The sequence below is a fragment of the Rahnella bruchi genome, from assembly GCF_003614975.1.
In the GTDB taxonomy this organism is placed as follows: domain Bacteria; phylum Pseudomonadota; class Gammaproteobacteria; order Enterobacterales; family Enterobacteriaceae; genus Rahnella; species Rahnella bruchi.
Genome location: NZ_QZWI01000004.1, coordinates 270,183 through 283,234, shown reverse-complemented (window position 1 = coordinate 283,234; position 13,052 = coordinate 270,183). Strand labels below are relative to the sequence as shown.

The 13,052-nt window shown below is 53.1% G+C and carries 9 protein-coding genes; 6 read left to right on the top strand and 3 right to left on the bottom strand.

All coding sequences use genetic code 11. The features are described 5' to 3' along the window. Positions 1-618: 618 nt before the first annotated feature. Positions 619-2,223 carry an OpgD/OpgG family glucan biosynthesis protein gene (locus tag D5398_RS11060; RefSeq protein ID WP_120507710.1) on the top strand — a complete coding sequence of 535 codons (1,605 nt, stop codon included), beginning with the start codon at positions 619-621 and terminating at the stop codon, positions 2,221-2,223. 78 nt (positions 2,224-2,301) lie between these two features. On the opposite strand, the gene D5398_RS11055 is transcribed toward D5398_RS11060, so the two are convergent. From D5398_RS11055 to ychF, 3 genes are all read right to left on the bottom strand, one after another. Continuing rightward, complete coding sequence (locus D5398_RS11055; RefSeq protein WP_120507670.1) at positions 2,302-4,509, bottom strand: TonB-dependent receptor; 2,208 nt, start codon at positions 4,507-4,509, stop codon at positions 2,302-2,304. A 210-nt stretch (positions 4,510-4,719) separates the two neighbouring features. After that, a complete protein-coding gene (yajD, locus tag D5398_RS11050) occupies positions 4,720-5,067 on the bottom strand; it encodes an HNH nuclease YajD (RefSeq protein ID WP_120507669.1) in 348 nt (115 codons plus the stop codon). 171 nt (positions 5,068-5,238) lie between these two features. Then, on the bottom strand, positions 5,239-6,330 hold the full coding sequence (gene ychF, locus D5398_RS11045) for a redox-regulated ATPase YchF (RefSeq protein ID WP_120507668.1): 1,092 nt from the start codon (positions 6,328-6,330) through the stop codon (positions 5,239-5,241). A gap of 218 nt (positions 6,331-6,548) precedes the next feature. Here ychF and D5398_RS11040 point away from each other — a divergent pair, with 218 nt between their 5' ends. The 5 genes from D5398_RS11040 (at position 6,549) to D5398_RS11020 (ending at position 12,987) form a co-directional block, all read left to right on the top strand. Continuing rightward, positions 6,549-8,030 (top strand): SulP family inorganic anion transporter, encoded by a 1,482-nt coding sequence (locus D5398_RS11040; protein ID WP_120507667.1) that lies wholly within the window; start codon positions 6,549-6,551, stop codon positions 8,028-8,030. A gap of 264 nt (positions 8,031-8,294) precedes the next feature. Continuing rightward, complete coding sequence (locus D5398_RS11035) at positions 8,295-9,818, top strand: sodium:solute symporter family protein (RefSeq protein ID WP_120507666.1); 1,524 nt, start codon at positions 8,295-8,297, stop codon at positions 9,816-9,818. Between the two features lie 37 nt (positions 9,819-9,855). Next, on the top strand, positions 9,856-10,632 hold the full coding sequence (locus D5398_RS11030; protein ID WP_208645935.1) for a 6-phosphogluconolactonase: 777 nt from the start codon (positions 9,856-9,858) through the stop codon (positions 10,630-10,632). Beyond that, on the top strand, positions 10,625-11,782 hold the full coding sequence (locus D5398_RS11025; RefSeq protein ID WP_120507665.1) for an N-acetylglucosamine-6-phosphate deacetylase: 1,158 nt from the start codon (positions 10,625-10,627) through the stop codon (positions 11,780-11,782). The genes D5398_RS11030 and D5398_RS11025 overlap by 8 nt, the downstream gene beginning before the upstream one ends. A 53-nt stretch (positions 11,783-11,835) precedes the next feature. Then, positions 11,836-12,987 (top strand): ROK family transcriptional regulator, encoded by a 1,152-nt coding sequence (locus D5398_RS11020; protein ID WP_244216745.1) that lies wholly within the window; start codon positions 11,836-11,838, stop codon positions 12,985-12,987. The last annotated feature ends 65 nt before the right edge of the window (positions 12,988-13,052 follow it).

Genomic DNA, 13,052 nt, shown 5'->3' with positions numbered 1-13,052 from the left:
TAACCTTTAGACCTGAAAGGGAGGGCGGGTGATATTTTCTGGCGCTGTTATATCGTCATACTGAGGTGCCGATCAATGTGCATTTTTGGACATTTTCTTTTATCTTTATGATTTGTATTTATTTTTGCTTTTGTGGTTTGATCATTGTCCTGATTGAAAAGACGTTTATCCATCACTTAAATGAATGTAAATAATTTTGATATGCTTATTTTTGATCAGATAAAAAAACGCGATGCAGAAGATGGGTTTTTATATATCACAGCAAATTCATAAGGGAAGTTTATGCGGATAAAAGAGATTTAAAAACCCAGACGAACTCGCTTTAAAACATTTCCCCCGTATGGATATTAATTTTTCTAAAAAAATTAGCCAAACGGGTCACTTTTTTAAATAATGTTTTTGGATAAGACTCCCATTATTGTGAGCACGCGTGTTAATGAGCTTTTTTGGGTTTTTGACCGCAGAGTCTGACCTGTTATACCGCACAATCCGCAAAATGAGTTGTACACCTATTTTTTCTGCCGAAGTGTTCTAAAATTGAACCACGGCTTGCCTGGTAAATGGCTTCTTACTTTCTGAAAAGAAAAATTTATCCTCAAACATGAGTGGATGTTGTTTATGGTGACGCGGCGAGACTTGCTGACTTTTACTTCATTTTCGATGGCGCTGGCGGCGCTGGGATTCACTCCAGCCGTTTTTGCTGCCCGTCGTTTAAAGCTTGCAGCACAAGTGCCTTTTACCTTTGAAGGGCTGATACAGCAAGCCAGAGAGAGTGCCAGACATCCTTATGTTGCACCTGAACAGGTGCCCGACAGTGCTGTGGCCAATATCAATTACGATGTTTACAGCAAAGTCATGTATAAGCCGGAATATGCGCTGTTTAACGAGGGCGTCAGTCGTTTTCCTGTGACCTTCTTCAGCGTCAGTAGTCTGCATAAATTGCCGCTGAAAATGTCGGTAGTTGAAAACAAAAGTGCCAGAGAAATCATCCAGAATGCTGACTATTTCACTTTTCCGGATAACTATCAGAATGCGTTGTCCGCCGTGAAAGGTAACGTTTTTAGCGGTTTTCGCGTGCTGGAACATCAGCAATCCTTTGAAAGTCATGGGGTTAAAGACTGGGTTTCGTTTCTGGGCGCGTCCTATTTTCGTGCTGTGGGCGAGCAGGGGCAGTTTGGTTTGTCTGCGCGCGGAATTGCGATTAACACTGTTTTTGGCGATACCAAAGAGGAATTCCCCGACTTTACACATTTCTGGTTCGAAACCCCGGAAAAGGGCAGCGACCATCTGGTTGTTTACGCGCTGCTAGACGGGCCGAGTGTCTGCGGTGCCTACCGGTTTGATATGCAGCGAACCAAAGGTGTGGTGATGGACGTAGAATGCTCGCTGTTTTTGCGGCGTGACGTTGGCCGGTTGGGTATCGCCCCGCAGACTTCTATGTTCTGGTTTTCCGAACTGGCGAAAGGATCTGCCTCCGACTGGCGACCCGAAGTCCATGACTCCGATGGATTGGCATTGTGGACCGGCGGTGATGAACATATCTGGCGGCCGTTGAATAATCCTTTGCAGATCCGGCTTTCGGCGTTCAGTGACAATAATCCGCGGGGTTTTGGCCTGCGGCAGAAGCAGCGCGACTTTGCCAGCTACCTTGGCTCAGCAGGTTATGAGCGACGCCCGGATTTGTGGGTTGAGCCGAAAGGCGACTGGGGTAAAGGCGCGGTGCAACTCGTCGAAATCCCGACCGATGACGAGATTTTCGATAACATCGCCGCGATGTGGGTGCCGGAAAAGGAAGCCAAAGCTGGCAGTGAGTATCAATTCAGCTATCGCTTACACTGGCTGGCCGATGAGCCTTTTCCATCGAAACTGGCACGCTGCGGGATAACGCGGATGGGAAGAGGAGGCAATCCCGGTGCGTATAAAGATCCCGATGCGCGAAAATTTATGGTTGAATTTCAGGGTGATGTGCTGGAGCACCTTCCCGCAGACACTCACCTTGACGCAGTGGTCACTGCTTCCCGCGGCACGCTGAAAGATATCAGGGTGGAGAAATCCCCCGGCGGAAAGGGCCACTGGCGCACGTTTTTTGATTTGCATGCCGAGGGTAAGGAACCGGTTGAACTCCGGCTCTACCTCAAATCCGGAGACAAAACGTTGTCCGAAACCTGGATGTATCAGTACCTTCCGTTTACTTCTTCGCCGAAGCCGATGCAGGGCGTTTAACAGATTAAGGGCAACACTGGAGGAGGATAAAAAAGGGATGCCCGACGCATCCCCATGATTATCATTATGAATGAATGATCAGAAGTCGTAAGTCATAGAGACTTTCAGCGAACGCGGATCGCCCTGATAGATATAGGTTCCGGTGCTGTCGATATTTGACCAGTATTTCTCGTTAGTCACGTTATCAACGCCCGCACGCCAGACCATATCGTTCTGATTGAGTTTAGTCCGGTAACGCACGCCAAGATCCAACACGGTGTAAGAGTCAATTTTCTTGGTGTTGGCAGAATCAGCCCACTGTGAGCCGGAATGATTAATCAGCGCCGTCGCCGTCAAGCCTTCCACCGGTTTGATGTCATATTCTGCGCCCAGCACCATGTTGTAGCGCGGCACACCAATCGCATCTTTACCGTTATAGGTATTGTTTGCCGTTTTGGTCATTTCCGGATCGATCCAGGTCGCGCTGCCGTTCAGACGCAGGCCCAGCACCGGTTCGCCAAACACGTTCAGCTCCACGCCACGGTTACGCTGTTCGCCGTCCATACCGTAGTATTTATTGCTGTCCAGAATGCCGGAAGGTTTTTTGATTTCAAATAACGCAAGCGATCCGCCGACGCGATCGAAATCTGCTTTCACGCCCACTTCATTCTGTTTTGAATGCGCAATACCGGTGGTCGTACCGTAGTTTGTCGCGGTATTCGGTGCCACATCACCCGGCTGCAAAGACTCGGTATGGTTGGCGTACAGGGAAATAACTTTCCACGGTTTATACACAATGCCGTAGGTCGGCATCCAGCGGCTGTCGTCATAACGGGTTGAAACATCTTCCGCGCCGGTCTTGTTGCTGTAGTTACGTACGACCACTTTCTGATGGCGGGCACCCACAGTGAACAATACGGTGTCATCGAGCACGCCCATTGTGTCGCTTAACAGATAGCCCTGAGTGCGGTTACGACCGGTCGTTAAAGGATCGTTGTAATTACCGCCGGACAGATTTGGTGTCGGATTCGGAACATTCGGGGTGTCATAAATATTGGTGTTTTCAGCATTGGCACCGTAAGCCATGCGCCAGGCTGTGTTATTGCGCGACGTCAGGGCGGAATACCCGAAATTCACTTTGTGGGTGATAAATGCGGTATCGAAATTGCCGCGAATGCCCGCCATGCCGCTGAAGTTATTGATGATGCGGTTGGTGTCCAGACGGCCAATCGTCGCCGTTCCGTCCGCATCTTTCAGCGCAGGAGAGGCATAGTCGCCGGTCTCACGTGAATGCTGCGCGCCCACGCCGCCATATACGGTCCAGTTATCCGTCACATCATATTCAGCTTTTGCCATACCAAATTCGGACTCAATGTTGCTGTATATCCAGTCCTGGCTGTAGTTGTGGCTGTTAGACGGCACTTTCGGAATGAAATCCACACCGCTGATATTCACGCCAAGGCGGGCGTCATGGAAGGTTTTCTTCTGGTAGCCCATATCCACGGAAGTGCGCAGACGGTCACCGCGATAATCGAGCCCGAGTGACGCTGCCGTAGTGCGTTTTTTCTCGCCATCAATATCGGTTTCGCCTTCACGGTTAACCGCATTAAGGCGGACACCAAACTGATTGTCATCACCGAAACGACGCCCCACATCCAGCGTGCCGCCGACCTGTGAGGAAGACGTGTAATCAACGCCCACGCGGGTGAGCGGCGTGTCATCCGCATGTTTCGGCTCGAGGTTAATCATACCGCCGACGCCGGTAGTCGCCGCGCCGTTGAGCAATCCGTTGGCGCCTTTGAAGATTTCGATACGGTCGATTAACGACGCATCCATCACCTGACGGGGAACCACGCCCGGCAATCCGCCATAAGTCATGTCATCGCCATCCAGTTCAAAACCACGGATGCGGTAGGTTTCGGCAAAGTTACCGTATCCCTGAACATTCTGGACGGTGGCATCGTTGCGCACCACATCCGCAATGGTTTTGGCCTGCTGATCCTGCACCAGTTTTGAGGTGAAGCTCATCACGTTGAACGGCACATCCATCGCATTTTGTTCGCCGAGCATTCCGAGGCGGCCGCCGTGTGCCACTTGTCCGTCGAGATAGGCCGGAACCAGCTGATTGCCGCCCGGTTTGAATTCGTTATCCGGCGCGCTGACGATGGTCATGGTATCGCCGGATGCTGCGGTCGAAGACGTTGCCGGAGCAGGGGCGGTGGCCGCCATCGCTGGCAGGCAACTGACGCTGACAAAAAGTGCCAGCAGGGAAGGTTTAAACCCCGGTGATGTAACTGAAACACGCATAATGTAACCCTGATTTAAAAAGGACTGAGAATCATTATTATTTGGATTTGCGATTATGCTTACGCGGCTTTCGGATGCAAGGAAAATCTTAGGGGACTCACTTATTTGGCGGGAACGACCTGGGAGATCATAAAAAAATCCACGGCGTGGCGTGGATTTTGGTTAAAGCAGAGGTTTTCAAGGTTGCCCGATGAGCAGGGTGGACTGATCTTATTTCTTCTTATTCAGCAACGCCTGCAAATCAGCAAAGGGGTTATAGGTCGCTGCACCGACATCATCTTGCGCATCTTCACCCGCCACGACACGGGTGCCGTACTGGTCGGCTTCCGTATACTTGGAGTGCTCGTGGTCATGACAATACAGACACAATAACTCCCAGTTGCTGCCATCTTCCGGGTTATTGGTGTGATCGTGGTCGATATGATGAACCGTCAGTTCGCGCAGATTGGAATACACAAATTCCCGCGAACACCGCCCGCATACCCACGGGTAAATTTTCAGCGCTTTCTCGCGATAACCGCTTTCAAGACGCTGGTAGTTTTTTGGAATGAGAGCCATGGAGATGTACCCGTTACAAAGAGAAAATTTTATGAGAATGGCACTAATATATCGCGGAATGGGGGGAGAGGAGAAATGAAAGCGTGCGCGGTGATCCACAGGGAAGTATGGAAATGAAAAAACCCACGCCAAAGCGTGGGTTTTATGTAAGGTCAGAAACTGAAGCGTGACTTAGACGTTAAACAGGAAGTTCATCACGTCGCCATCTTTAACGATGTAGTCTTTACCTTCTGAACGCATTTTGCCGGCTTCTTTCGCGCCTTGCTCACCTTTGTAGGTGATGAAATCTTCAAACGCGATGGTTTGTGCGCGGATGAAGCCTTTCTCGAAGTCGGTGTGGATTTTACCGGCAGCTTGTGGCGCGGTAGCACCCACAGGGATGGTCCATGCGCGGACTTCTTTCACACCAGCGGTGAAGTAAGTCTGCAGGTTCAGCAGTTCGTAACCGGCGCGGATCACACGGTTCAGGCCCGGCTCTTCGATGCCCAGTTCCGCCATGAATTCTTCACGGTCAGCATCTTCCAGCTCAGCGATATCAGACTCAACCGCTGCACAGACTGCCACCACCACGGAGCCTTCGGCGTCTGCGATTTTACGCACGATGTCGAGGTAAGGGTTGTTCTCGAAACCGTCTTCGTTGACGTTCGCGATGTACATGGTCGGTTTCAGCGTCAGGAAGCTCAGGTAGCGGATGGCCGCTTTGTCTTCTTCAGTCAGGGCCAGCGCACGCAACATACCGGCGTTTTCCAGCTGTGGCAGACATTTTTCCAGCGCAGCCAGTTCAGCTTTGGCATCTTTGTCGCCGCCTTTGGCGCGTTTCTGCACACGGTGAATCGCGCGCTCGCAGGTGTCGAGGTCAGACAACGCCAGTTCGGTGTTGATAACGTCGATGTCATCAGCCGGATCCACTTTGTTGTTAACGTGGATGATGTTGTCGTTTTCGAAACAACGTACAACGTGGCCGATAGCTTCGGTTTCACGGATGTTGGTCAGGAACTGGTTACCCAGGCCTTCACCTTTAGAGGCGCCTTTTACCAGACCCGCGATATCAACGAATTCCATGGTGGTTGGCAGGATACGCTGCGGTTTTACAATCTCGGCCAGCTGGTCGAGACGCGCATCAGGCATTGGCACCACGCCGGTATTCGGTTCGATGGTGCAGAACGGGAAGTTTGCTGCTTCGATACCCGCTTTGGTCAGCGCATTGAACAGAGTAGATTTACCGACGTTCGGCAGGCCCACGATACCGCATTTGAATCCCATGTTTTTCTCACCTTAATAGCTTAGTTATCAAGCGATTAACTGTAACCGCACGATGTAATGACCATAATTCCCCGCATTATACACGTAAACGACGTTTATCTCGATCCGCTTGTGATCTGCCCCACCGCACAGGCACGGATTAACCCTTGCCTCGGTTCCGTCATTTTTAGATACTTGTCACAATTTTTTAACTGAGCTGGAAATGTAACGGATGTCTTATGTTTAGCCCGCGTGGTATGAAGTTGTCAGAAGTAAAAAATGAAACGCTGGCCGGGTTTGTGGTGGCCGTATCGATGATCCCCGAAGCGGTCGGGTTCTCGCTGGTGGCCGGATTGTCGCCGATTGTCGGGCTGCACACGGCGTTTATCATCGGGCTGGTGACGGCGCTGTTTGGTGGCAAACCGGGTATGGTTTCCGGCGCGGCGGGTTCTATTGTGGTGGTGCTGATGAGTCTGGCAGCGCAGCACGGCATGGGCTATGTGCTGTGGGCGACGATTTTTGCCGGGATTATTCAGATTCTGATTGGCGTTTTCCGCCTCGGTAAATTTATCCGGCTGGTGCCTTTACCGGCGGTTCACGGCTTTGTGAACGGGCTGGCGATTGTGATTATGCTGGCGCAGTTGCACATGATTGCCGGGCAGGGACCGCTGATGTACGGGCTGGTTCTGCTGGCGATTCTGGTGGTGGTGCTGTTCCCGAAACTCACCAAAATCATACCTTCCTCGCTGGCTGCGCTGATTGTGGTTTCCGCTGTGGCGATTGGTTTCAACCTGCACACGTTACGCGTGGGTGACCTGGCGGACATCTCCGGTGCGTTGCCGCACTTCAGCCTGCCGGTCGCGCCGTTTAACACTGAGATGCTGAAAGTCGTGCTGCCGTATGCGGTGGTTATCGCGCTGGTCGGGCTGATTGAATCGCTGCTGACCATGACGGTGCTGGATGAAATGGGTAATCAGAAGGGTAACGGGAATCGCGAAAGCATCGCGCAGGGCGCAGGCAATACCATCTGCGGGCTGTTCGGCTGTTTCGCCGGTTGTGCGATGATCGGGCAGTCGATCATTAACTTTACGTCCGGCGGTCGCGGGCGGATTTCAGGCACGGTTGGCGCGATTTTGCTGATTCTGTTTGTGGTCAGTTTGTCAGGTTATATCGGCCTGCTGCCGGTCGCGGCGCTGGCGGGAATTATGCTGGTGGTCTGTTACAACACATTTGAGTGGAGTTCACTTCGTCGCCTGCGCCGTATGCCGAAAGCCGATGTGTTGGTGATGCTGATTGTCACCGTCATTACCATTTTCACCGATCTGGCCGTGGCGGTGATCAGCGGCGTGATTATCTCGGCGCTGGTGTTTGCCTGGCAGCAGGCGCGTATCCGGATCCGTGAGCACAAAATCAAAGGCGATCTGGCGGTGTATAAACTGGACGGGCCGTTGTTCTTTGGTTCTGCTGCGACGTTTGCTGAACTGTTTAATCCCGAAAACGATCCGCAAAACGTGGTGCTGGATTTTGCCGGTACGCGGGTAATGGATTCGAGCGGGGTGGAAGCCATTGATAAGCTGACGGCGCGTTATCTTGATGCCGGTAAAACCATCCGCCTGCGCCATCTGAGCAATGACTGCGTGAGCCTGCTTAAGAAAGCCGGGCCGTTCTGCTCCCATGAACTTGACGATCCGCAGTACTACGTTGCCGAAGATACTCTCTGAAATCTTTAAGGTGCCGCCTGAAAACGGCGCCTGTTTTATGATGTTCTTCACTGTTGCCCCATGTTCCTGATTTTCGATCTCCGTCTCATCCATAAGAAAGTCCTATAACACTTTGACAATCATTGAAAAATTACGTGATCTTGCTCACGTTTTGTTCATGTTTTCTCATGCTAGGTTTAATTAGTCCTTAGTTAGGATTAATTAAAAAACCGGCAAGTTTTCCCGCCGGACTTCGACAATGCAATCTTGCCTCCGGAGTTAACGATGAACGGGATAGACTATTTTGTCATGGCGCTGTACGCGCTGATGATTGTGATGACCACGCTGTGGGCTATGCGCAAAGTGGGCAACACCAAGGATTTCTTCGCCGCAGGGGGCAAAATGCCCTGGTGGCTTTCAGGGATTTCACACCATATGTCTGGCTACAGCGCGGCGGTATTTGTTGCATACGCGGCGGTGGCTTACAAATACGGGCTGACCATTTATTTTTGGTGGGCATTTCCGATCTCGATTGCCGTTTTCATCGGGTCAGTGATTTTTGCGCCACGCTGGGCACGGTTGCGGATCCATATGAATATCGAATCACCGATGGAATACCTCTCCACGAGGTATAACGTCCCGACGCAGCAGATTCTGGCGTGGAGCGGGGTGTTTCTGAAAACCTTCGACGTCGGCGCTAAATGGGCAGCTATCGCCATTATCATCAACGTGTTTACCGGGCTGGATCCGCTGGTGGGTATCGCGATTTCGGGTGTGCTGTGTCTGTTTTATACCGTGCTCGGTGGCTTGTGGGCGGATGCCTGTAATGATTTCGGGCAGTTTATTGTCCAGTTTATCGCCGCGATTGTGATGGTGGTGGCGGTGGCGTTCCATCTGGGTGGTTTCAGCAATCTGCTGACCATCTGGGACAGGCTCCCCGCAGGCCATACTGACATCGTCGCCGGGCCGTATTCGATGGGCTTTATCCTGGCGTATTTTGTCATCTATACCCTGAGCTATAACGGCGGTACCTGGAATCTTGCGCAGCGCTTTATCGCCTCACCGCGCGGAAAAGATGCCCGCAAAGCCGCGTTACTTTCTTCGGTACTGTATCTGGTCTGGCCGCTGATTTTGTTTTACCCGATGTGGGCCGCACCGCTGCTGTTCCCGGACATTGCTGACCCTTCACAGTCTTATTCGATCATGGCGATGAATCTGCTGCCCAACGGTCTGATCGGACTGGTGCTGGTCGCCATGTTCACCCACACCTTGTCGATGACCTCTTCGGATTCCAATGCCATCACCGCCGTTGTGACGCGCGATATTCTGCCGGTATTAATGCCGAAACGCTTTGGTCAGGGACAATCTTCACTGCTGGTGGCGCGCGTCACGGTGGTGCTGTTTATCCTCACGACGCTGCTGATTGCGGTTAATGCCAGCCGTTTTGGCGGCGTATTGTCGCTGCTGATTGTCTGGTTCGGCGGGCTGGTCGGGCCGATTTCTATTCCGATGTTACTCGGGTTGTTGCCGTGGTTCCGTAAATGCGGATCGGCGGCGGCAATTACCTCCTGGGCTGCCGGTGTCTCAGCCTTTTTCCTGGTCAAATTTGTGGTGCCGGACATGAGCACGGCGCAAATCGTTGCCATTCCGGTGCTGTTATCACTGGCGGTATTTATCATTGGCGGACTGCTTCGCCGTCGTCCGGTCAGTGCTGAAGTGGATGTTTTACTGAATGCGCTGAATCAGGATCAGGACGAAGACCTGCCTGCGCCGAAAGTGGCGGCCGCGTACCCGTCTGAATCCCGGTAACGGATCACATTAAATAAAGAAAAGAGCAGGTTTTGATATGACATCTCCGCGATATACCACGCAGGCCGGAAGCCTGAATGTTGAAGTGTTTTCTACCCGTCTGGAAATGGGGCAGTCGGCGGCCCGCGATGCAGTCACGCATTTACGTCTGCGGCTTAAAGAGCAGGATCGCGTGCGCATAATCTTTGCCGCTGCGCCTTCCCAGAATGAATTTTTGGAATCTCTGGCGCAGGCCGACGATATTGACTGGGCGCGTGTGGATGCTTTTCACATGGACGAATATGTCGGGTTGCCGGTCAGTTCAACGGCCTTGTTCAGTCACTATCTGACGACGCATTTATTCGGCAAAGTCAGACCGGGCTCGGTGCATAAAATTCCGGCGGCGGGTGATGCGGCGCAGAATTGTGCGGACTACGCTCGCCTGCTGCAACAGGCGCCGGTGGATATGGTTTGCCTCGGAATTGGAGAGAATGGACATCTGGCCTTTAACGATCCGCCGGTGGCTGATTTTAACGATCCGCAGCCGATGAAAATCGTTGAGCTGGATGCCATTTGCCGTCAGCAGCAGGTCAATGACGGCTGTTTCCCTGCCTTAAAGGATGTGCCGACGCACGCGCTGACGCTGACTATCCCGACGCTGATGGCGGCTGCGCGCTTATTCTGCATGGTGCCCGGCAAAAATAAACATCAGGCTGTTACGCATACACTGAATGCGCCGCAGTCGGTGGATTGTCCGGCCACGGTGCTTCGCACGCATTCTGCCTGCACGCTTTACACCGATATCGCAGGTTTCGGGGAGTTGCCGGATGAGTGAAATCACGTTACGCGGCAGGGATTACCGCACGCAGCAGCCGGTGGAAATTGTGGCGCAGGACGGCATTATCAGCCAGATACGTCCGGCGACCAGCAGTCAGGATCTCCCGCTGATCGCGCCAGGATTAGTCGACTTCCAGGTCAATGGCTACGGCGGCGCTGATTTTAACAGTTTCCCTTTTACCGTGGGGTCTGTGAAAGAAGTGACGCACGCGTTGTGGCAGCAGGGCGTCACGACATTTATGCCGACGGTGATCACCAACGGTGCTGATGAAATCACCCACATGGTCGCCACGCTGGCGGCGGCCTGCCGTGAGTATCCGGCGGTGGAACAATCTGTTGCCGGTATCCATCTGGAAGGGCCGTTTTTATCCCCGCAGGACGGCCCGCGCGGAGCGCACAATCTTGCTCATATTCAGGCGCCGGACTGGGACCAGTTTCAGCGCTGGCAGATTGCGGCAGAAGGGCGGATCCGTATGATCACCCTGTCGCCGGAATGGCCGCAGGCGGACGATTTTATTCGCCAGTGCGTCGCGAATAATTTGGTGGTTTCGCTCGGGCATACCGCGGCCAGCCCGGAGCAGATTGCCTCTGCGGTAAAAGCCGGGGCGCGGATGTCCACGCATCTGGGCAACGGCGCACATCTGACGTTGCCGCGGCATCCGAACTATATCTGGGAGCAACTGGCGCAGGATGGTTTGTGGTGCGCGATGATTGCAGATGGCGAACACTTGCCACTTTCGGTGCTGAAAACCTTTATCCGTGCCAAAAATGGCAGGGCGCTGCTGGTCAGCGACGTGACCAGCCACGCCGGAATGCCGCCGGGCTGTTACCATTCGCATATCGGTGGCGACGTGGTGCTGAGTGCAGAAGGAAGGCTGTCGATGGCCAGCAATCCGGCGCTGCTGGCAGGCTCGGTGCAGGGGCTGTTATACGGTGTGAATACACTGGTCAGCAATGAGATTGTCCCGCTGGCGGAAGCGATTCAGATGGCCTCGGTGCGTCCGGCATCGCGTCTGAATCTGCCGGTAGCTCAGGGGCTTAGCCCCGGTGCGCCACTGGATGCCATACTGCTGCAACAGGCGCCGGACAATACCCTGCGGCTGATGGCGACCTACAAAAACGGGGTGGAAGTCTGGCGGGGTGAATAGGTTGACGCGCGGATCCTCTGTCATGTAATAATGCGACGCTACGGTGTAACGCAATGGAAAGTCATGACATGAAAGACTCAGGCAAAGGACCCGCGCTGTTGCGCCAGTACAATGAGAAACGTGTACTGGCCTGGCTCCGCCAGCAAAAAATCAGTTCCCGTCTGGATATTTCGCGTGCGCTGGCACTGAGCAAGAACACCATTTCTCTGATTGTCGATGACCTGATTGCGCTGGGCTATGTGGAAGAACAGGGCGTGGCGCAAACCAGCAGCATCGGACGGCCAAAAATTCACGTCGCGCTGAAACCATCGGCAATAAAAGCGGCGGGTATCATGATTGAACGCAACCGTCTGCACTGGATGGTCTGCGATTACTTTTCGCAGATTGTCGAGGAAAAAACCTTCTCTCTCGACACCTGCGCACCACACGCCGTACTGGATGAAATCATGCGTCATTGCCAGCAACTGCACCAAACGTGGCCGGAGCTGGTCGGCATCGGCATCGGGTTTCCCGGTATCGTTGATCACCAGCTGGGTATTCTGCACGTTTCCTCGCATCTGGGGTGGGGCGAAGTGAATCTGCAACCGTTGCTGACCTGCGCGGATGCGGTTCCGGTCAGCGTATGGAACAACGTGAAAGCGGCGGCACTGATTGCCCGTCAGGGCGATGTGGCAAAAGATGATGATGCCTGTTTTTATCTGCGCGTTGGTGAAGGGATCGGCGGTGCGCTGTTAACCGAACACGGGGTCTATTCCGGCGGCAGCTGGACGGCGGGCGAAGTCGGCCATTTAGCCGTGCTGCCTGACGGGCCGCTGTGTTCATGCGGTCAGCGGGGGTGTCTGGAATCCCTGATCGGTTTCTCTGCCATTAACCGTCAACTGGAACAGCGCCAGCCGGGGTTGAGCTGGGATAATCGCCAGCAGTCGGCAGACATTGTGGATGAAGTCATGGCGCAGGCCGGAAGGCTGTTAGGCAAGGCGTTGAGTCAGATTATCCATTTAGTGAATCCGAAAACTTTACTGATTGATTGCCCTTATAACAGCCATCCTTTATTTGTGGAAAACACCCTGGCGGCGGCGCAGCAATTTACGCTGACATTTGCGTTCAGCCGCACACACATCAACTTTGTAACGGAGCGGTTCAATCCCGCCCAGGGACTGGCGCTGGCGATGTTCCAGCATTTCGAACAAGTCTCCCTGACGTAACATTCTTTTATAAACGGCTGGCAGAAACCCATTCTGTCGGTCGTCCCTTCTTGCTGATAAACGCT